The following is a 21,058-nucleotide window of genomic DNA, read 5'->3' as shown; positions in this document are numbered from 1 at the left end:
CGGCACGCGGTTTCAACAGGGCGTGAGAGATCCCGCATTCGGCCTCCGCCCGGCGATGCGGGGAAGCCGCGCCAGGCGTGCGTCGCGTGCCGCAGGCTGCGCTCAGGCCGCCATCCCCTGCAGCGCCAGCCCGGTGAGGTAGGCGGCGTACGTGCCCAGCGCATAGCCCAGCACCGCAAGCAGCACGCCGACCGGTGCCAGGGCCGGGTGGAAGGCGCTGGCGACGACCGGTGCAGACGCGGCCCCGCCGATGTTCGCCTGCGAGCCCACCGCCATGAAGAACAGCGGAGCCCGGATGAGCTTGGCCACCACCAGCATCAGCAACCCATGCGTCGCGATCCAGATCGCGCCCATCAGGAACAGCAGGGGCCTGTCCAGCAAGGCGGCCAGGTCCATCTGCATGCCGATGGTCGCCACCAGCACATAGAGGAACAGCGAACCGATGCGCGAGGCACCCGCGCCTTCCATGCGGCGCGCGCGGGTGAAGCTCAACGCCAGCCCGAACGTGGTCGCCAGCACGGTGATCCAGAAGAAGCGTGCGGTCAGGCTGTAATCCTCGAGCCGCCACTCGGCCGGCAGCGTGGCGATCCAGCCGACCAGCGGACCGGTGAGCGCATGCGCCAGCCCCGTGGCGCCGAGGCCGATCGCCAGGATCACCATCAGGTCGGTGAGCGTCGGAATGCGCGTGTGCTCGGCCTGGTAGGCCTCGACGCGACGCTTGAGGTCGTCGATGGCGGTGAGATCTGCGCGCGTCCAGCGGTCGAACGCGGCGCTGCGGCCGGCCAGGAACAGCAGCACCGCCATCCAGACGCTGGCGACCAGCACGTCGACGGCGACGAACTGCCCGAACAGGTTCGCGTCCACCGCGAAGACTTCCTTCATCGCCGCCTGGTTCGCGCCGCCGCCAATCCAGCTCCCCGCCACCGTCGTCATGCCACGCCAGGTATCGCCTTCGACCGTCGCCGGATGGATGAAGCCCATCGCGAGGAAGGCCATGACCGCGCCGAGCATCACGCCCAGCGTGCCGGTGAGGAACATGATGACCGCCTTGGGCCCGAGGCGCAGGATGGCCTTGAAGTCGATGGCGATGCAGAGCAGCACGAGTGCCGCGGGCAGCAGGTAGTCGCGCGCCATCGGGTACAGGCCGGAAGCGCCACCGTCGATGAGGCCGACGCTGTTGTAGATCGCCGGGATCAGGTAGCACAGCAGCAGCGCCGGGACGACGCCGTAGAACTTCTTCCAGAAGCCCGTTTCGCGCGACGACGTCCAGAACACGGCGCCGAGTGTCATGGCCAGCAGGCCGAGCACGACCGCGTCGTCGGTGATGAGGGCGGTGGATTCGCCCGTTGCCTCGATTGCCATGGATCACTCCGGCCGGGCGCATGCGGCGCCCGGCATCCGCCGTTCCGGTGAGGGGTTCACTGCCCGATGTGCTGGCGCAGCCAGCCGTTGACCGTCTCGTGCCACTGCACCGAGTTCTGCGGCTTGAGGATCCAGTGGTTCTCGTCCGGGAAGTACAGGAACTTCGACGGCACGTTCCGCCGCTGCAGCGCATGGAACGCGGCGATGCCCTGCTCCACCGGAATGCGGTAGTCGAGCTGGCCGTGGATCACCAGCATCGGCACGCGCCACTGGTCGACGTGGTTGACCGGGTTGAAGCGCTCGTAATTCTGCGGCACCTCGAACGGCGTGCCGCCGTTCTCCCACTCGGTGAACCACAGCTCCTCTGTGGAATAGCCCATCATGCGCTGATCGAACACGCCGGCATGGCTGACCAGGCACTTCCACGGCGCGTTCCAGCGGCCCGCGATCCAGTTGACCATGTAGCCGCCGTAGCTGGCCCCCAGGGCGCAGGCGCGCTCGCCGTCGAGGAACGGGTACTGCTTCTGCGCGGCCGCCCAGCCCTTCTGCAGGTCCTCGAGCGGGCGATCACCCCAGTGCTGGCTGATCGCGTCGGTGAAGGCCTGGCCGTAGCCGGTCGACCCGTGGAAGTCGATCATGACCACCGCATAGCCCTGGCCCGCATACGTCTGCGGATTCCAGCGGTAGCTCCAGCCGTTGCCGAAGCTGCCCTGCGGGCCGCCGTGGATCAGGAATGCGACCGGATACTTCTGCCCCTCGACGTAGTTCCATGGCTTGACCACGTAGCCGTGCACGGTGTCGCCGTTCCAGCCCTTGAAGCTGAACTGCTCGAAGTCGCCGAAGCGCACGTCGGGCAGCATCTGCGCCGCGCTCGGCGTGAGTGCGCGCACGGGCTGCCCGCCGATGCCACCCACGAAGATCTGGTCGCCCGAGTGCAGCGTATTGCGCGCGAAGGCCAGGCGGCCGTTCTCCACGTCGACCGCCGACACGCTGCCGTCGCCGACGACTCGCGTCGCGGCGCCGCTGGCGACGTCGATCGCGAACAGCGGGTGCTGCCCCATGTCCTGCGCCGTCGTGTAGATCGTGCGCCCGTCGTCCGACAGGTGGACACTGTCGGCCGAGCGATCCCACTGCGGCGCGATCTCGCGGCGCACGCCGGTGGCAAGCTCGAGCTCGATGAGGGCGAAGCGGTCGGCCTCGAAGCCGGGACGCTTCATCGCCCGATAGTAGAGGCGGCGGCCGTCGGGGCTGAACTGGCCGACCGTGTCCCAGGCGGGGTTGCCCTGGGTGAGGTTGCGCGGCTCGCCCGAACCGTCGGCCGGGGCGAGGTAGATGTCGAAATTCGTGGACCACGGTTCGACGCGGTCGGCATTGCGCGCGGTGAAGGCGATGGAGCTGCCGTCGGGCGACCAGGCGTACTCGGTCGCGTCGCCGAACGGGCGCGAGGGAACGTCGGCCACGATGGCGCCACCCACGAGTCTCGCGTCCGCTGCCGGCTTCGTGCCCAGGTCGGCCACGAACAGGCGGTTGAGTCGACCCTCGTTCCATGCGTCCCAATGGCGCACGAACATGCGATCGAACACCCGGCCGCTGCGCCTGTCCTTCGACCTGGCCTCGTTGCGCTGGACGCTGCAGGCGATCTCGGCGCCGCATTCGGGAAAGACCTCGAGGCTCAGCGCCACCCGGCGCCCGTCGGGCGCAACCGAGTAGCTGCCGACATCGAGGGGCAACGCGGTGAGCTGGCGGGGCTTTCCACCCGCCACAGGCACCGCGTAGAGCTGCATGGAGCCCGACTTCGCGCTGAGGAAGTAGGCGGTCCTGCCGTCGGCCGACAGCTCCGGCGAATTGATGTTCCAGCCGTCGGGCGTGATGCGGCGGGGCTTGGCGCCCTCGCGCGTGTCCTGCGCCCACAGTGCCGTGGACGAGCGGTTCCCGTCGAAGTCCACCGTGCGGCGGGTGAACAGCACCGTGCCGCCGTCGGGCGTGAGCTGCGGCGATGCATACCGCTCGAGCGTGGCGAGGTCGCGCGGCTCGAGGCCGCGGGGCGCGGCATGCGCGGCGAGGGGCAGCGCGGCGGCGATCAGCAACGGCAGGCAGGCGTGACGCAGGGACATGGCAGCTCCGCGGCAGGGACAGGCGGCCGATGGTAGGCGGTGGGCCACGCGCGGGGAAGCGCGGCGGGCGGCCTGCGTGGCGCTGGCTATACTCGGCCCCTTCCCCACACCACGGAGCCGCGCGTGTCGCAACCGATCGCCGAACGCGCCCGCCACGAGTTCCTCGGGCATCCCAAGGGCCTGTACGTCTGCTTCTTCACCGAGATGTGGGAGCGCTTCTCCTTCTACGGCATGAAGGCGCTGCTCCTGCTGTACCTGCTGAAGTACCACCTGTTCGGCGACGACGCCGGCTACGACCTGCTCGGCGCGTATGGCGGCCTCGTCTACGCGGCCCCGGTGATCGGCGGCCTGCTGGCCGACCGCTACCTGGGCATGCGCAAGGCCGTGGTGTTCGGGGCGGTGCTGCTGGTGCTCGGGCACCTGGGCATGGCGTTCGAGGGCGAGCAGGCGCGCGTGGTCGGGGGACAGGTCGTTCGCGACGAGGGCGCGCTGCAGGTCTTCTATCTCTCGCTGGCGCTGATCATCATGGGCGTGGGCTTCCTCAAGCCCAACATCTCGACCATCGTCGGCCAGCTCTATCCCGAGAACGATCCGCGGCGCGATTCGGGCTTCACCGTGTTCTACGCCGGCATCAACATCGGCGCGCTGTTCGCGAGCCTGATCTGCGCCTTCCTGGGCGAACGTTACGGCTGGAAGTACGGCTTCGGCGCAGCCGGCATCGGCATGGTCGCCGGCCTGGTGATGTTCCTCTGGGGCCAGCGCTACCTGTACGGGCTGGCCGAGCCGCGCGACCCGGCCGTCCTGCGCGAGCGCGTGGCCGGCCTTGCGCGCGAATGGTGGATCTACATCGGCTCGCTGGGCGGCGTCGGCGTGGTCTGGCTGCTGCTGCAGAGCACGGGCGCGGTCCACTGGTCCATGCACGTCATCGCCATCGGCTTCTTCGCCTGGTTCGCGTGGTTCCTCGTGCGCTGCAGCAAGGTCGAACGCGAGCAGATGATCTCCCTGCTCGTCCTGATCATCGGCGTGCTGATCTTCTTCACGCTCTACGAGCAGACCTACGGCAGCTGGGTCACGTTCACCGACCGCCTGCTCACCAAGGACCTGTTCCCGGGGCTCGGCGGCGGCAACGTGGTACTGCCCTGGTCGATGTTCCTGCTCGCGGCCAGCCCCTTGCTCATGATCGTCGCGCTCAGGGCCAGCGACGGCGGCAGCCCGGGCCTGGCGAAGCTGCTGGTCGCGGCGCTGGCAGCGGGGCTCCTGATCGTCGGGGCACACGACATCGTCTTCGTCGAGCACACCGCGGGCTCGCTCACCTTCCTCGGCGCGATGTTCATCGTGCTGCTCTCGCCGCTCTTCGCCTGGCTCTGGCCCTGGCTGGAACGACGCGGCCTGAACCCGAGCAAGCCCGCGAAGATGGCCTTCGGCCTCGTCGTGGCGGGTCTGGCCTTCCTGCCGCTCATGGCCGCGGCCGAGGCGGCTTCGGGCGGTGCACTCGCGACCGTCTGGTGGCTGGTGCTGGCCTATTTCATCCTCGAGATCGGCGAGATGTGCCTGTCGCCGATCGGCCTCTCGGCGGTCACCCAGCTTTCGGTGGCACGCGTGGTGGGCCTGATGATGGGCGGCTTCTGGCTGGCGACCGCGTACTCGGAAGTGCTGGCCGCGCAGTTCGCCAAGCTCGCCTCGCTGGACGTGCCCGAGGGCCAGGCCATCGACTTCGCCGCCGCCTCCGCGCGCTACGGCGACCTGTTCCAGACCATGCTGATCGTCGGTGTCGCCAGCGGCCTGCTGTACTTCGCGTTGACGCCGCTGCTGCGGCGATGGATGCATGGCGTGAAGTGAGGCCGCGCACCGTGGCCCAACGAAAAGGGCGCCCCGACGGGCGCCCTTTTTCCATCCCTGGAGATAGCCCGCGTTACTTCGCGGCAGCTGGAGCGCCGGACGGAGCCGCGGAAGCCGTCGCGCCGCCCAGGCTGCGCGACAGGAACGCCAGAAGCCGCGTGTAGAACTCCCGGCGATGCTCGGGACGGTAGAAGCCGTGGCCCTCCGTGTCGTAGTACAGCGTCTCCACCGGCACGCCGGCGCGCCTGAGCGCCTGTTCCATCATCTTCGAATGCTCGATCGGCGTACGGCGATCCTCGCCGCCCGCGGCAAGGAACACGGGAACCTTGATCCGGTCCGCCATGCGCGTAGGCGAAACCGCAGCGAGGTCCGCACGGGGTCCGACCCACTCGTCCAGATACATCCTGCCGCTGCCGGACTCGCGGATGTCGCCCTCGGTATGCATCGTGGGCAGATCGTAGACGCCGACGTAACCGGCGGCGCAGCGGTACAGCGACGGTTCCTTCGCCACCCCCATGAGCGAGGCGTAGGCACCGTAGCTCGCCCCGTAGAGGCAGATGCGCGACGGATCGGCGATTCCCTCCTTGATCGCCCAGCGCGTCGCGTCGGTGACGTCGTCTTGCATCTTTCCGCCCCACTCCCGCGCGCCGGCATGGCGGAAATCGCGACCATAGCCGCCGGAGCCGCGGAAATTGACCTGCAGCACCGCGTACCCGGCGCTGGCGAGCAGCTGGACGTCGTTGGTGAACTGCCAGTAATCGCGAATGCCGAACGGGCCACCGTGCGGCATCACCACCATCGGCAGCGCCCTGCCCTCCGTGCCTTTCGGGCGCGTCACGTAGCCGTGGATCCCGAGGCCATCGCGCGCGGCGAAACGGAAGGGCTGGGTGGGATCCATCTTTTCCGGATCGAACCACTCGCGCGCGCTGAGCACGTGGTCGGCCTTCTTGGCGACCGTGTCGAAGAGGTAGTAGTCGCCCGGGTTCCGGTCGCTGGAGACGAACACCAGTGCCAGCCGTCCATCGGCGGTTTCCGACGTCACGGTCACGTCATGCCCGGCGAATGCGGCCTCCAGGCTGCGCTGCAGGCGCGCCTCGGGCGATCCCTTGTCGAAGAACTGCGTGCTGCTGCGCCCGTCCTCGAAGACCACGCCGACCGGAACCCCGCTGCCGCGGCGATCGATCACGCGGTTCGGGTCCACCACGGGATGGCGCGCAACCTCGGTACGCTGGCCGGTTTCCACGTCATAGGCCACGATGCTGTCGGGGCCCTTGACGTGCTCGACGCGCAGGTATGCGGTGCGGTTGTCGGCCGAGAAGCCCAGCGGCGACTCCGCGCGACCGCTCCTTGACTCGTCGTTGAGCAGCTTCCACTCCGCGCCGTTCCCCTTGCGGTAATAGAGCTTGCGGCTGAGGTCGAGGTCCTGTCCCGCGGCGAAGCGCACGACACCGGCGTTGTCGGTCACGAAATCGGCATTGCGGACCGGGGCGCTGGCCACGCGCGCGCGTCGGCCCGTGTACACGTCCATGCGCTCCGCATCGGAGAACGCATCACGGGCGAACGGCTGCACCGAGATCAGCACGTTCCTGTCGTCGGCCGGAAGATCGTCCACCAGGAACGCGGCCACGGTCTCGACCTTCTTGGGCTGGATGCGCGTGCCCAGGCCGTTCCCCTGGACGCGGTATCCCACGAGTATCTCGCTGCCGCTACCGTCGGCGTTCAGCGCGAACAGCTCGCCGGTGAGGCCGGGCGTATCGAGGTCGCCGAACTTCTGCGACGTGCTGATGAGCACCCGCTCGGGGTTGACCCAATGGAAGTCGGCGACGTGGTTGTGCTGCTCCAGCGCGAACGTTCCGGTCATCTTGTTGTCGGAACGGCGGATGATGGCCAGCACCGTCCGGTCGTCCAGCGGCACCGACGCCGCGAAGTACTCGCCCGTCGGCGAGATCTTGATTGCTTCGAACTTGTCGCGCGCGACGAAACGCTCGACCTCCACCGCGAGTAACGAAGGCGCCAGCAACACGCCTGCCAGCACCGACAGCACCTTGCATGCCTTCCGCATTCCCCGATCTCCCTGTCCTCACGAAAAACGGCGGCCTCCGGTGCGGAGGAGACCGCCGTGTGTCCTGGCCGGCAGTCAGTCGACGCCCGCCACGCCCGGCGCCTGCTTGCCGATGTGCCGGCCGAAGAACTCCAGCATCTCCGAATACAGCTTCTTGCGGTTCTCGACGTCGTAGAACCCGTGCATCTCGCCCGACTGGATGATCATGCCCTCGGGCGTGTTGCCGGCCGCGCTGAGCGCCTTGTACATGGCCTCGGTGTGCTCGGGCGGGCAGCGCGGGTCGCGGGCACCCGCGGCGAGATAGACCGGGATCTGGATCCTGTGCGCATGGTTGACCGGCGACATCGCATCCTGCTCGGCCTTGGTCGCTCCATACGCGCGCTTGAGATAACGCATGCCCGACTCGCTCTTGCTCGTGTCGCTCAGGCGCATCTGGATCTCCGCGCTGTACGCGCCCACGTAGCCGAAGGCACACTTGAACAGACCCGGTTCGCGCGCGGGGGCCATCATCGAGGCATACCCGCCGAAGCTGCCGCCGTAGATGCAGATCCGCTCAGGGTCGGCATGACCGGCGTCGATCGCCCACTTCGTGGCATCGATGATGTCGTTCATGATGCCCGTCGCCCATTGGCCGTAGGCCATGTCCTCGAAGCCCTTGCCGAAGCCGCCCGAGCCACGGTAGTTGACCTGCAGCACCGCGTAACCGCGGCTGGCGAACAGCTGGGTTTCCCAGTTGAAGCCCCAGTCATCACGCGGACCCATCGGGCCGCCGTGCGGATTGACGATCAGCGGCATGTTCTTGCCACTGGAACCGTGCGGAATCGTCAGGTAGCCGTAGATCGTGAGCCCATCGCGTGTCTTGAGGGAGAACGGCTTGACGCGCGCCATCTTCTCGGCGTCGATCCAGGCGCGGCTGCGCATCAGGAAGCGCGCCTTGCCTGTATCGCGGTCGTAGAGGTACAGCTCACCCGGGTTGCGGTCGCTGGACACCGAAACCACGACCTTGCGCCCGTCACGCGTGGCGCTCGCGAAGTTCACGAGCTGCCCGGGGAACGCGGCCGCGAGCGAGGCGTAGAGTTCGGCGTCGGGATGATCCTCCTCGATCATCGTCACCCGCGGCACGCCGGCCTCGGTGACGACGCCAAGGATGGTTTCGCCGTCGGTGGAGCGGATGAAGCCCGCCGGATCGGAAACCGGATCCTCGAAAAGCGGCTTGAAGGCGCCCGTGGCGTTGTCGATCGTGCCCAGCGCCTGCGGCTTCTTGCCGTCGCTGCGCAACGCGTAGATGCGCCCGTCGCCGGAGGTCCCCAGCACCGACAGCATGGTGCCGGTCGACTTCGAGCTGTTGACGAGCTTCCAGCTTCCGTCGGCTGCGCGCTGGTAGAGCTCGGCATGGGTGTCGTAGCGGCCCTGCGCGTCTTCGTCGTCCATGCAGACGGCGTAGCGCGGCTGCTTCGCGGCGTCGAGCGCGATGCCGCAATTCTCACGTGGGGCGCGGGCCACCGGCTTGCGTCGCCCCGACAGCGTGTCGAACAGAACGACCTCGGTACCGACACCCTCGCTGGACTTGGGATAATTCACCTCCATCAGGACGTTCGTGTCGTCGTCCTTCAGGGTGTCCAGCAGGCTGAACCTCTCCGAGCCCACGGTTTTCCCACGCTGCGTGACGTCGCGCGTGCCATAGAACACGAGCGGACGGGCCTGACTGCCGTCGGCGTTCACGCCGTACCACTCGCCGGTACCGAAGGGCTGCGCGTACGTGCCCACCTTCCTGATGGAGTTGAACATCAGGCGCTGCGGGCTCGTCCAGTAGAACTGGCCCACGCTCTTGCCATCAGGCAACTGGTTGACCTTGACGAGGCTGAGGTCCTTGGTGCGCATCACCGTCAGGACGTTCTGCTCGCCACGGTCGACCGTGAGCGCGAGGTACTCCCCATCGGGGGAGATCTTCACGCCGCTGTAGGTCGGGTGCCGGACGAAGTCCTCGATCGATGGCGTGGCGGCGTGCGCAGGGCCGGCGATCGCCAGGCCCAGCAGAATGGCTGGTGCGTACTTCACGTTTCCCCTCCGGATATCCGGCGCTTTTTTCCCCGCGCCGAGCCTACCGGATGGGCGGCCTGCGCGCACGCCGCACGGAGCGGCAATACGTGTTCAGCGATTCACGAAAGTGAGCGCCAGCGCGTCACGCCAATGCGGCAACGCTTCCCCGAGATCAGCCACCAGGGCATCGGTGGAAAGGACGGAGTACGCGGGACGCCGGGCCGGCGTCGGATAATCCGCCGTGGCGATGGGCACCAGGCGGGGCCGCCGATCGATGAGGCCGTGACGCAGCGCCTCGTCGAAGATCGCATCTGCAAAGCCGTGCCAGGTCGTGGTGCCCGACGCGACAAGGTGACGGGTGCCGGCAGGCATCGCATCGCCACGTGAGAGCAGGCGCGCGGTGGTATCAGCGATGAGCCATGCGGGCGTCGGGCAGCCGGTCTGGTCCGCCACGACGCGCAGCTCGTCGCGCTCAGCCCCCAGGCGCAGCATGGTGCGCAGGAAGTTGTGCCCGTGCATGGCATAGACCCATGCCGTGCGCAGGATCAGGTGGCGCGCGCCGGACGCCCGGATGGCCTGTTCGCCCTCGAGCTTGCTGAGCCCGTACACACCCAGCGGCGAGGTCGCATCTTGCTCGCGATAGGGCTGCGCGGAGGCGCCATCGAAGACGTAGTCGGTGGAGTAATGCACCAGCATCGCGCCGGTTGCGGCGCAGGCCCGCGCCATCGCTCCGGGGCCACGCGCGTTGGCGGCGAGGGCCGCGTCCACCTCGGACTCCGCGCGGTCGACGGCGGTATACGCGGCGGCGTTGACCACGACGTCAGGGCCAAGCGCGCGAATGAGATTCTCCACGGCGTCGACGTCACCCACGTCCAGCGCCGCATCCGCATCTTCGCCGTTGCGGGTGGTCGTGACGAGCTCGGCGAAGCCGAGCGCGCGGCGCAGATCGGTGCCGAGCTGGCCATTGCCGCCGGTGAGTAGGATCTTCATGGCGCGTACGGCGGCAGGCGCTCGACTGGCAGGTCCGCAAGCAGCGGCGCCTGCGCGTCCTTCGGAGACAGGAGCGGCTCGCCAACGGGCCAGTCGATGGCGAGGTCCGGATCGTCCCACCGGATGCTGGCGTCAGCCTTGGGATCGTAGGTGGCCGTGCAGAGGTACGTGAACACCGCGCGCTCGCTCAACGTGACGAAGCCGTGCGCGAACCCTTCGGGGATCCAGAAATGGCGCTTGTTCTCGGCACTCAGCACCACCGCGGTCCAGCGGCCGAAGGTGGGCGATCCGCGACGGATGTCGACTGCGACGTCCCAGACCTCGCCCTCCACCACCGACACGTACTTGCCCTGCGGCTTCGGCCACTGGTAGTGCAGCCCGCGCAGGACACCGCGCCGTGAGGACGAGACGTTGCCCTGTACGAAGCGCGGGGCGATCGCATGCGGCGCGAGCTTGTCGAGGTTGAAGGACTCGAAGAAGAACCCGCGGTCGTCGCCGAACACCTGCGGCTCGACCACCACGCAGCCCGGCAGGTCGGTCTCGATGAGCTTCACGGAACGAAACCCCGCTCCGGCAGCGCCATGAGGTAACGCCCGTAACCGTTCTTGGCCAGCGGCGTGGCCAGTCGGCGCAGTTCCTCGTCGGAGATCCAGCCGTTGTTCCAGGCCACCTCTTCGGGACAGCACACGCGCAGGCCCTGCCGCGCCTCGATGGTCTCGATGTAGTTGCTCGCTTCCAACAGGGACTGGTGCGTGCCGGTATCCAGCCACGCGTAACCGCGGCCCAGGCGCTCCAGGTGCAGCGCGCCCTCGTCGAGATAGCACCGGTTGAGGTCGGTGATCTCCAGTTCCCCGCGTGGCGAAGGCTTCAGGCCCGACGCGAACCCACTGGCGCGGCCGTCGTAGAAGTACAGGCCGGTGACGGCATAGTTCGAGCGCGGCGACGCGGGCTTTTCCTCGATGCCGACCACACGGCCGGACTCGTCGAACTCGGCCACGCCGTAGCGCTCCGGGTCGCGCACCCAGTAGCCGAACACCGTGGCGCCTTCGGTCCGCGCATCGGCGCGCTGCAGCATGGCGGTCAGGCCGGGGCCGTGGAAGATGTTGTCGCCGAGCACGAGGCAGCTCGGCGCGCCGTCGAGGAAGCGCTCGCCGATCAGGAACGCCTGCGCCAGGCCGTCCGGGCTGGGCTGCACCGCGTACTCGATGCGCATGCCCCACTGCGAGCCGTCGCCCAGCAGCTGGCGGAACAGCGCCTGCTCGTGGGGCGTGTTGATGACCAGGACGTCGCGGATCCCCGCCAGCATCAGGACGCTGAGCGGGTAGTAGATCATCGGCTTGTCGTACACCGGCAGCAGCTGCTTGCTGATCGCCTGGGTGATCGGATAGAGCCGGGTGCCCGAGCCACCGGCGAGGATGATGCCCTTGCGGCCGCTGCTGCTCATGCCTGCCCGATCCGCTCGAGGCGGTAGCTGCCGTCGAGCACGCGCTCGACCCAGGGCTGGTTGTCTAGGTACCAGTCCACGGTGCGCTCGATGCCCTGCTCGAAGGTCATGGTCGGCGCCCAACCGAGCTCGCGCTCGATCTTCGATGCATCGATGGCATAGCGGCGGTCGTGCCCCGGGCGATCGGCGACGAAGGTGATCAGCGATTCGCGCCTGCGGCCATCGGCCAGCGGGCGGCGGGCGTCGAGCAGGTGGCAGATCGTGCGCACCACTTCGATGTTCTCGCGCTCGGCATTGCCACCGACGTTGTAGGTCTCGCCCACCTGCCCGGCTTCCAGCACGCGGCGGATCGCGGCGCAGTGGTCGCCGACGTAGAGCCAGTCACGCACGTTGCGGCCGTCGCCGTAGACGGGCAGCGGCTCGCCACGCAGGGCGCGGGCGATGATCAGCGGGATGAGCTTTTCCGGGAACTGGTAGGGCCCGTAGTTGTTCGAGCAGTTGGTCGTGAGGACCGGCAGGCCGTAGGTATGGTGGAACGCACGGACCAGGTGGTCCGAGGCCGCCTTGGAGGCCGAGTACGGCGAGTTCGGCGCGTAGGGGGTGGTCTCGGTGAACTTCCCGGTCTCGCCCAGGGAGCCGTACACCTCGTCGGTGGAGACGTGCAGGAAGCGGAACGCATCGCGCGCCGGGGCGTCCAGCGACTTCCAGTAATCGCGCGACTGCTCGAGCAGCGACAGCGTGCCGACGACGTTGGTCTGGACGAATGCCGCCGGGCCGTCGATCGAACGGTCGACGTGGCTCTCGGCCGCGAAGTTCACCACCGCATCCGGGCGGTGCTCGGCGAGCAGCTGGCCGACCAGCGCGGCGTCACCGATGTCGCCGTGCACGAACACGTGCCGGGCGTCACCCTCCAGCGATGCCAGCGTGTCGAGGTTGCCCGCGTAGGTCAGGGCATCGAGGTTGACGACACGGATGCCGCGGGCGACGGCATCCAGAACGAAGTTGCCGCCGATGAAGCCGGCGCCGCCGGTCACGAGCCAGGTGGTCAAGGAATTCGCGTCCTGCAGGTATGGAGTTCGGGGAACGGCGGATCAGAACGGGATGTCGTCGTCCGCGAAGTCGTTGCCGAAATCGGCATTGCGAGCGGCCGGGGCCTCGCGGCGGGGCGCCGGCGCGGACTGCGGCGCGCGCTGCGCGCGATCACCGCCGCGGAACTCGCCGCGACCGCCGCCCGCTCCACCCTCGCTGCCGCCGCCGAGCATCTGCATCTCGTCGGCGATGATGTCGGTGAAGTACTTCTCGACCCCGTCGGCGCCGGTGAACTTGTCGTAGCGGATCGAACCTTCGATGTAGACCTGGCGCCCCTTCTTCAGGTACTCGCCGGCGATCTCGCCGAGCTTGCCGAAGAGCTTCACGCGATGCCACTCGGTGCGCTCCTGCTGGTTGCCGTCCTTGTCCTTGCGGACGCTGGTGGTCGCCAGACTGAGCGTGGTGATGGCCATGCCGCCCTGCGTGTACTTCACCTCCGGATCGTTGCCGAGGTTGCCGACCAGAATCACCTTGTTGACGCCGCGTGCCATGTCTATTTCCCTTCGGGGCCGTTGTGACGACCGACATTGGAGTATACCCGGCGGCCGGCGTCGGTCGGGCCGGGCCGCGGCGCGGCGTCGGAATTTTTCCCGGCGCCGCATGCAGGCCACCTATAATCGCGCGCCGCTTTCCCATAGCCCGAGACGCCGTGACGACAGCCCCCTCCCTAGCCGAGATCCAGGTGCTGGCCCGGGAGCCGATGGCCGCGGTGGATCGCCTGATCCGCGATCGCCTCGCCTCGGACGTCGTCCTGATCAACCAGGTGGCCGAGTACATCGTCGGCGCGGGCGGCAAGCGCCTGCGGCCCATGCTGCTCCTGCTCGCAGCCGGGGCGGCGGGCGGTGCGGCGGCGATCACGCCGCAGGTGCACCAGCTCGCCGCGGTCGTGGAGTTCATCCATACGGCCACCCTGCTCCACGACGACGTGGTGGACGAGTCCGACCTGCGGCGCGGGCGCCGGACGGCGAATGCGGTCTGGGGCAATGCCGCGAGCGTCCTGGTGGGCGACTTCCTTTACTCGCGCAGCTTCCAGCTGATGGTCGAGCTGCAGCGCATGGAAGTGATGCAGGTCCTGGCCGATACGACCAACCGCATCGCCGAGGGCGAGGTGCTGCAGCTGCTGCACATCCGCAATCCCGACACCGACGAAGCGGCCTACCTGCGCGTGATCGAGCGCAAGACCGCCGTACTGTTCGCGGCCGCCACCCGCCTGGGTGCGCTGCTGGCAGGCGCCTCGCCCGAGCAGTGCGACGCGATGGAGGCGTTCGGCCTGGACCTCGGCTACGCCTTCCAGATCGCCGACGACGTGCTCGACTACTCGGCGGATGCCTCGATGCTGGGCAAGAACCTGGGCGACGACCTGGCCGAGGGCAAGGCGACGCTGCCGCTGATCCACGCCATCGCGCACAGTCCCGCCGATGTGGCGCAGCGCCTGCGCGCCATCGTCGAGGCCGGCGATGCGGATGCACTGGACGAGGTCGTCGGCGCGATCCGGGCCACCGGGGGGCTCGAGTACAGCCGCCAGCGCGCCGCGGAGCATGCGCGTCGCGCCGAGGCGGCGCTGGCGGGCTTTGCGGCCAATCCGTACCGCGATGCGCTGCTCGGCCTGGCGCGCTACGCCGTGGAGCGCGACCACTGAGTCACGGCGCGGCCGCAGCGGAGGCCGCGCCGTCCGAATGCCCGCATGGCGCACCTGCCCGACCGGGCGGCCGGTGCGTGGCCGCCGCCGGGCCCGGCGCTCAGGCGATACCGAGCCCCGGAATCGTGCTGATGGCGTCCGGGTCGAAGCCCGCCAGGCGCGCGAAGTCGCGCCCACGCTCGACGTAGTCGCGGTACGGGCCGAAGCTCGGCGCGCCCGGGGAGAGCAGCACCACGGGCGTACACCCGCGTGGGCTAAGGCCGGTCAGCGACGCGCGCGCAAGGTCGATCGCCTCGCCCAGGCCCCGGGAAGCGACCAGACGGAATCCCCCTGCCCTCGCGATCGGCAGGAGCAGCTCGTGGATGCGCGGGCCGTTGGCCCCCATCGTGATGACCGCCGCAGGCGCGTGCTGGCGCATGGCGCTGGCGAACTCGCTCCAGTCGAGCCCGCGGTCGTGCCCGCCCACGAGCACGGCCACGTCCCGGTCGGCGAAGCATTCGAGCGCCGCGAGCGTGGCATGCGGCGTGGTGCTGATCGAATCGTTGACCCAGCCGAATCCGTCGCGTTCGCCCAGCCACTGCAGGCGGTGCGGCAGGGGCCGGAAGGAGGCGGCATGCGGCGCCAGCGCGACCGCGTCGTGCCCGAGCGCTTCGACGGCGGTCAGGACGGCCGCGAGGTTGCCGCGATTGTGCCGCCCCGGCAGCGGCAGCCCACGCGTGTCCATCACCGGGGTGGCGCCGCGATGGAGCACGTCGCCACGCAGGTGCCAGCCGCGCTCGTCGCCGAACCAGCGGACCTCCGTGCCATCGGGCACTGCAAGGCCGCGCAGGATGGGGTCGGCGGCGTTGAGCACGGCGATGCGTGGTCGCGCCCGGGTCACCAGCTTGAGCTTGTCCTCGACGTAGCGGGCATGCGAGCCGTGCCAGTCCAGGTGTTCGGGAAACAGGTTCAGCACGACCGCCACGTCCGGCCGCGCGCCGCTGCCGGCGACATCGCCCGTCTGGTAGCTCGACAGTTCGATCGCCCATGCATCCGGCGCCGGCGAGGGGTCGAGCAGTTCGAGCAGGGGCAGGCCGATGTTGCCCGCCAGCGCGGTCCGCAGCCCGGACGCGCGCAGCAGGTGCGCCAGCAGCGAGGTCGTCGTGCTTTTGCCCTTGGTGCCGGTCACGCAGGCGGTGTGCGCGACGATGCCGTCCGCCCCCGCATGTTCGGCGAACCACAGCGACGTGCCGCCGATGATCCGCGTTCCGGAGGCGACGGCGGCCTGTGCAGCCTCGCCGTAGGGGCTGATTCCCGGCGACTTCACGACCACGTCGAACGCCGCCAGCGAGGCGCCGTCGACCTGCGTGCAGGCATGCAGGCGTGCGTCGCCCAGCCTGCGCGCATCGTCGGCCTCCTCCTCGCTGCAGAACAGCGTGAGTTCGAGCGCGGGCAGGCGCGCGCGGATCGCGCGATGCGCTGCGCGGCCCTCGCGGCCCCAGCCCCAGAGCGCGACCCTCAGGCCGTCAAGCTGCGAAATCCGCACGCAGGCGCGTCCACAGGTTGGCGGGAATGGCGTGCTCGTCCGAGGACACGAGCAGCGGTTCGATGGCCGGCACGTCGCCGAGCCGGGGCAGGATCTCCCGCGCGAAGCGCTCGACGATCGCGTCCTCGCGCCATTCGGGGCGCTGCGCGAGCGAGGCCATCGCCGCGCGCGACTCCTGGCCTTCGCCCACGCACTCGAAAGGCTTGTGGTCGCGGTATTCGAGCAGCGCGTCGAAGCCGGCGGTCTGGTCGGGGTCGTCGAGCAGGTTGCGCCCGAAGATGCCGACCAGGCGCGGCTTGCTCATGAACGGCGCCAGCGCGAGGAACACGAAGTGGCACTTGGGGCAGATGCCGCACCAGCGCTGCGCCGGGCGCTCGCCCAAAAGGTGGAAGTTGCGATTGCAGCTGGAGAAGTGCTGGTCGTAGCGGTCGCTCTTGGCGAACTGCCGGGCGACCGCGAGCTCGCTGAGCGGGCGCAGCACCGAGTAGTAGTCAAGGTCCGCCGCCACCGCACGGCGCAGGTGCGCGGCGAAGTCCTGCTCGAACGCCCAGCCCTTCGACCACTGGTGGTTGACCTCGCCCGTGCCCTCGATCATCGAGCCGTAGCTGGCCGAGCGCTCGTTGGAGAAGACGACCTGCCCGGCACCGTGCAGCAGCGCAGCGAGCGCGAGGATAGCCGAGTTCACCGCGGTCACCGGAATGTGCCCGTTCCATGCGCCCTGCCGGTTGTACTCGAACAGCTGCGGCGCGAGCTGGCGGCCTATGTTCAGCGTCGGCAGCCCGGTGCGCGCGGCGCAGGCCGCGATGAGCTGCGAGCCGCCGATCCACGTCACCGTCTGCGCCACGCCGGCGCGGCGCAGCGCCTCGATGCTGACCAGCGAATCCTTGCCGCCGCCGATCGCGACCAGCGCATGCGGCGCGAGCCGCAGTGGCGGCGCGGGCGGGCCGGGCGGCGCATCGGCCGGAAAACGGACGCGCCCGCGCAGCTGCAGCCCGTTGCGGTAGGCGAACTCGCCGAGGCCGTTTTCGTAGACCTCGGTGAGCAGCGCCGCCGTGTCGCCGTCGATGGCATAGCCCTCGATCGCGATGTCCTGCGGCACCGCCGCCTTGTAATAGCTGACGCCGGCGACCAGGTGCAGCAGCCGCAGGGAGCGCTCGACGGCCTGCGCCCGGGCGGCGTCGAGCGCGAACGGCGCACCGGGGACCGTGATGGTCTCCACGAGCTCCGGGCCGTCGTCGAAGGCATAGACGAGCCGGGCGACGCCCGTTGCGGCGTCGAAGCCGCAGCGCACGAAGCGGAAGCGGCGGATGGCGTCGCGCGAGAAGCGCCACTCAGTCATCGATCACGTCCTCGGCCGGCAAGGCCCGCAGGTTGTAGGTATTGGCCATCGCCATGCCGTAGGCGCCGGCATCGGCGACCAGCAGGACGTCGCCCTCGGCCGTCGCGGCCGGAAGGCGGCGGCCGCGGCCGAGCACGTCGCTGCTCTCGCAGACCGGGCCGACCACGTCGAACGTGGCCAGCTCCGTATCGTCGAGGCGCGACAGGTTGTGGATCCCGTGCCAGGCGTCGTACATCGCCGGGCGCATCAGCGCGTTCATGCCGCCGTCGGCGCCGACGCGCCGCACGCCCTCCTTCTCCACGACCTGCGTCGTGCGAAGCAGCAGCACGCCCGCCTCGGCCACCAGGAAGCGCCCGGGCTCGATCGCGAGGCGGATGCCGGGATACGCGGCCTTGATGTCGGCCAGGCCCTGGCGCCACGCCCCGATGTCGAACGGGCGCGCATCCGGCGTGTAGGGGATCGGGAACCCGCCGCCGATGTCGAGGGTGTCGATGTTTCCGGCGCCGTCGGCCAGCGCGGCGAGCGTGCCGTACACGCCGCTCCAGTGCGCCGGATCGTCGATTCCACTGCCCAGGTGCGCGTGCAGGCCGGTGATCTGCAGATCCAGCGCGCGCGCTTTCGCCATGAAGGCATCGAAGCGGGCGATCGACAGGCCGAACTTGGCCTCCACGCCGCCCGTGCGGACCTTCTCGTGGTGGCCGTCGCCATGGCCCAGGTCCAGGCGCAGCCAGGCGCGGCGGCCGCGCAGCACGTCCGGCCAGCGCTCCAGCATCTCGATGTTGTCGAGCGTGACATTGACGCCCAGCCCGAACGCGCGCGCGTACTCGTGCCGCGGCGCGAAGCTCGGGGTGAACAGTACGCGCGATGGCTCCAGGCCCGGCACCGCCGCGAGAACGTGCTCGACCTCGGCCAGCGAAACGCACTCGAAGCCGAAGCCCGCCTCGTGGATGGCGTTCAGCAGTGCCGGATGCGGATTGGCCTTGATGGCGTAGAAGCCGCAGTCGACAGGGCCGCCTAGCAGCGAACGCGCGCGCTCGCGGGCGGTCGGCAGGTGGTAGACGTAACGCGGCGTGCCCTGCCCGGCCCGCGCGAGCAGCGCGTCGCGGCGCGCAGCCCACCAGGGGGCCTCGCGCCCGGGGCGGCCGTGCACGACGTCGCGCCAGGCCGGGCCGAAGACGCTTTCGTCCAGCACCGGCATCGCGCCACCGCGCACGAGCTCGGCGTGCAGGGTGGGCAGCAGGCCTTCGGCATCGGCCTCGTCGACGACGAACGTGAGGTTGAGGTCGTTCGACGACTGCGAGATCAGGTGCACGCGCTCGCGCCCGAACGTCGCCCAGACGTCGGAGAGCTTGTGCAGCAGCGAGCGCATGCCGCGGCCGACCAACGTGATCGCCGCGCAGGGGGCGATGACCTTTACGCGGCAGACCTGTGCGAGGTCCTCGCTCAACGCACTGAGCACGTTGGTCGTGACGAGGTTCTCGGTGGGATCGAGCGAGACCGTGACGTTGGTTTCCGACGAGCCGATCAGGTCCACCGACAGGCCGTGGCGCTTGAAGCGCTCGAACACGTCGGCCAGGAAGCCCACCTGCTGCCACATGCCGACCGATTCCATCGAGACCAGCACGATGCCGTTGCGACGGCTGATCGCCTTGACGCCGGGCACGGTGGCGGCGCTGGCGTCGATGCGGGTGCCGGGCAGGTCCGGGCGTTCGGTGTCGAGGATGGCCATCGGAACGCCCGCATCGCGGCAGGGGCCGATCGAGCGCGGATGCAGCACCTTCGCGCCGGTCGTCGCGATCTCCTGCGCCTCGGCGTAGTCGAGCCGCGCCAGGAGGCGCGCGTCCGGCACCTCGCGCGGGTTCGCGCTGAACATGCCGGGCACGTCGGTCCAGATCTCGACGCGGGACGCGCCCAGCAGCGCGCCGAAATACGCGGCCGAGGTGTCCGAGCCGCCACGGCCGAGGATGGCCGTGCCGCCGTCGGCATGGCGGGCGATGAAACCCTGCGTCAGCACGATGCCGGCCGGCTGCGCCGCGAAGCGTGCGGCCACCTCCCGGTCGGTGGCGTGGTGGCAGTTGACCGAGAGCCGCCCGGCCCAGTCGCTCTGGTTGGGCAACTGCACCGCCCGCAGCCAGTCGCGCGCGTCGCACCAGCCGATGTCCAGGCCCTGCGATTTCAGGTAGGCCACGCCCAGCGTGGAGGACAGCAGCTCGCCTTGCGCCAGCACCTCGGCCTGCCAGTCCAGCGACTTCGACGCGGCGCGCGGATCGGCGGCGAGCCCGCGCAGCATGGCGAGACGGTCACCGAGCACCGCGTCGGCATCGAGCCCGAGTTCGAGGCAGAACTCGCGGTGACGGCGTTCGAGTGCGTCGATGCGCGCATCGACCGAGGCGCCCGCCCCCTCGTTCGCGATGGCCTGCAGCTCGTTGGTGACGCCCGAGAGCGCGGACACCACGACGAGCACGCGCGCATCTGCGTCGGCGCGGCGTTTGGCGGCGATGCGTCCGATGGTGTCCCAACGCGTCCGCCGCGACACGGAGGTGCCGCCGAACTTGAGGATGACCCAGCGCATCGCAGCTTCCACGAAGATCCCCGGATGACCGGCCCGGATGGCCGGCGGGCGATGGAACCATGCGCGCCGTCGGGTGGCGAATGACGCATGGTCATGAGAACGCGCGATTTTATGCGATGACGCGGCCCGCCGCGGCCAGCGAGAATGCGCCGGTTCCCATCTTCCGCCGCCGCCATTGACCGAGCGCCGTTTCCTGCAACTGGACGTCTTCGCCGACCGGCCCGGCGCCGGCAACCCGCTGGCCGTGGTGGTGGACGCCGAGGGCCTGGACGCCGCGGCCATGCAGGCCTTCGCGAACTGGACCAACCTGTCGGAAACCATCTTCCTGCTGCCCCCGGGCGACGGCGCCGACTACCGCGTGCGCATCTTCACGCCGCGCCAGGAGCTGCCCTTCGCCGGCCATCCGAGCGTGGGCGCGGCCTGGGCCGCGATCGAGTCCGGCCGCGCCGACGGCGCGAAGGCGGCCCTGGTGCAGGACTGCGCGGCCGGCCTGCTGCCGGTTCAGGTCGGCCCGGAATGCGGGATCACGGTGCGCGCGCCCCGTGCCCGGCGCATCGCAGCGCCGAGCGCAAGCGCACCGCGCCTGGAACGCGCACTGGCCGGGCTCGCACGCGGCGGCATCGACGCGGCTCTTTGGGACAACGGCCCGAAGTGGTGGGTGGTCGAGCTGGCCGACGAGGACACGGTGCGCCGCATGCGGCCCGACCTCGCCGCGATCGCCGAGCTGACGGGTGACTCGGCGGTGGGCCTGGCCGTGTTCGCCACGGCCCCGCCGGGCGCCGGCCACGACATCGTGGTGCGCGCCTTCTGCCCGGCCGACGGCATTCCCGAGGATCCCGTCACCGGCAGCGCGAACGCCGCGATCGGCGCGGCCCTGGCCGACGCCGGCCGCATCGCCCCGGGGGATCGCTACCGCGCCAGCCCGGGTCGCGAGGTCGGCCGCGACGGCGTGGTCGACGTGCGCGTCGATGCCGACGGCGAGGTCTGGATCGGCGGGCGCGTGCAGCCGGTCATCCGCGGCACGGTGGCTTGGTAAGCTGCGC

At 69.7% G+C, this 21,058-nt stretch carries 15 protein-coding genes; 3 read left to right on the top strand and 12 right to left on the bottom strand.

Translation table 11 applies throughout. The features are described 5' to 3' along the window. Positions 1–102 precede the first annotated feature (102 nt). On the bottom strand, positions 103–1,362 hold the full coding sequence (locus tag EYQ95_RS13400; protein WP_132327724.1) for a DUF819 domain-containing protein: 1,260 nt from the start codon (positions 1,360–1,362) through the stop codon (positions 103–105). Between the two features lie 56 nt (positions 1,363–1,418). Continuing rightward, the gene (locus EYQ95_RS13395; protein ID WP_132327723.1) at positions 1,419–3,476 is read right to left on the bottom strand and encodes a S9 family peptidase; all 2,058 of its coding nucleotides are present in this window, start codon (positions 3,474–3,476) and stop codon (positions 1,419–1,421) included. A 123-nt stretch (positions 3,477–3,599) separates the two neighbouring features. Here EYQ95_RS13395 and EYQ95_RS13390 point away from each other — a divergent pair, with 123 nt between their 5' ends. Then, entirely contained in the window at positions 3,600–5,315 is a 1,716-nt protein-coding gene (locus tag EYQ95_RS13390) for a peptide MFS transporter (RefSeq protein WP_243699928.1), read from the top strand. A 73-nt stretch (positions 5,316–5,388) separates the two neighbouring features. Here EYQ95_RS13390 and EYQ95_RS13385 read toward each other — a convergent pair whose 3' ends face one another. The 7 genes from EYQ95_RS13385 to ssb form a co-directional block, all read right to left on the bottom strand. After that, complete coding sequence (locus EYQ95_RS13385) at positions 5,389–7,377, bottom strand: S9 family peptidase (RefSeq protein ID WP_132327722.1); 1,989 nt, start codon at positions 7,375–7,377, stop codon at positions 5,389–5,391. Positions 7,378–7,452: 75 nt separating this feature from the next. After that, positions 7,453–9,435, bottom strand: a complete 1,983-nt coding sequence (locus EYQ95_RS13380; protein WP_243699927.1) for a S9 family peptidase — start codon at positions 9,433–9,435, stop codon at positions 7,453–7,455. 93 nt (positions 9,436–9,528) lie between these two features. Beyond that, positions 9,529–10,407, bottom strand: a complete 879-nt coding sequence (gene rfbD, locus EYQ95_RS13375) for a dTDP-4-dehydrorhamnose reductase (RefSeq protein WP_132327721.1) — start codon at positions 10,405–10,407, stop codon at positions 9,529–9,531. Continuing rightward, on the bottom strand, positions 10,404–10,961 hold the full coding sequence (rfbC, locus tag EYQ95_RS13370; RefSeq protein ID WP_132327720.1) for a dTDP-4-dehydrorhamnose 3,5-epimerase: 558 nt from the start codon (positions 10,959–10,961) through the stop codon (positions 10,404–10,406). The genes rfbD and rfbC overlap by 4 nt, the downstream gene beginning before the upstream one ends. Continuing rightward, the gene (gene rfbA / locus EYQ95_RS13365) at positions 10,958–11,851 is read right to left on the bottom strand and encodes a glucose-1-phosphate thymidylyltransferase RfbA (protein ID WP_132327719.1); all 894 of its coding nucleotides are present in this window, start codon (positions 11,849–11,851) and stop codon (positions 10,958–10,960) included. The genes rfbC and rfbA overlap by 4 nt, the downstream gene beginning before the upstream one ends. Continuing rightward, positions 11,848–12,900, bottom strand: coding sequence for a dTDP-glucose 4,6-dehydratase (rfbB, locus tag EYQ95_RS13360; RefSeq protein ID WP_132327718.1), 1,053 nt, complete (start codon positions 12,898–12,900; stop codon positions 11,848–11,850). The genes rfbA and rfbB overlap by 4 nt, the downstream gene beginning before the upstream one ends. A 42-nt stretch (positions 12,901–12,942) precedes the next feature. Beyond that, the gene (ssb, locus tag EYQ95_RS13355; RefSeq protein ID WP_132327717.1) at positions 12,943–13,431 is read right to left on the bottom strand and encodes a single-stranded DNA-binding protein; all 489 of its coding nucleotides are present in this window, start codon (positions 13,429–13,431) and stop codon (positions 12,943–12,945) included. 143 nt (positions 13,432–13,574) lie between these two features. Here ssb and EYQ95_RS13350 point away from each other — a divergent pair, with 143 nt between their 5' ends. Further along, the gene (locus EYQ95_RS13350; RefSeq protein WP_370451255.1) at positions 13,575–14,579 is read left to right on the top strand and encodes a polyprenyl synthetase family protein; all 1,005 of its coding nucleotides are present in this window, start codon (positions 13,575–13,577) and stop codon (positions 14,577–14,579) included. 100 nt (positions 14,580–14,679) lie between these two features. Here EYQ95_RS13350 and murD read toward each other — a convergent pair whose 3' ends face one another. The 3 genes from murD to EYQ95_RS13335 are packed head-to-tail and all read right to left on the bottom strand — an operon-like array spanning position 14,680 to position 20,015. Next, on the bottom strand, positions 14,680–16,104 hold the full coding sequence (gene murD / locus EYQ95_RS13345) for a UDP-N-acetylmuramoyl-L-alanine--D-glutamate ligase (protein ID WP_132327716.1): 1,425 nt from the start codon (positions 16,102–16,104) through the stop codon (positions 14,680–14,682). Next, a complete protein-coding gene (gene murL, locus EYQ95_RS13340; protein ID WP_132327715.1) occupies positions 16,085–17,443 on the bottom strand; it encodes a UDP-N-acetyl-alpha-D-muramoyl-L-alanyl-L-glutamate epimerase in 1,359 nt (452 codons plus the stop codon). The genes murD and murL overlap by 20 nt, the downstream gene beginning before the upstream one ends. After that, positions 17,436–20,015 carry a bifunctional aspartate kinase/diaminopimelate decarboxylase gene (locus tag EYQ95_RS13335; RefSeq protein ID WP_132327714.1) on the bottom strand — a complete coding sequence of 860 codons (2,580 nt, stop codon included), beginning with the start codon at positions 20,013–20,015 and terminating at the stop codon, positions 17,436–17,438. The genes murL and EYQ95_RS13335 overlap by 8 nt, the downstream gene beginning before the upstream one ends. 175 nt (positions 20,016–20,190) lie before the next feature. Between EYQ95_RS13335 and EYQ95_RS13330 the strand changes: the two genes are divergently transcribed. Next, positions 20,191–21,051, top strand: coding sequence for a PhzF family phenazine biosynthesis protein (locus EYQ95_RS13330; protein WP_132327713.1), 861 nt, complete (start codon positions 20,191–20,193; stop codon positions 21,049–21,051). Positions 21,052–21,058 lie beyond the last annotated feature (7 nt).

The organism is Lysobacter sp. N42, from assembly GCF_004344885.1.
The sequence above is the reverse complement of the archived record's forward strand: the minus strand, read 5'-3'. Positions and strand labels throughout refer to the sequence as shown.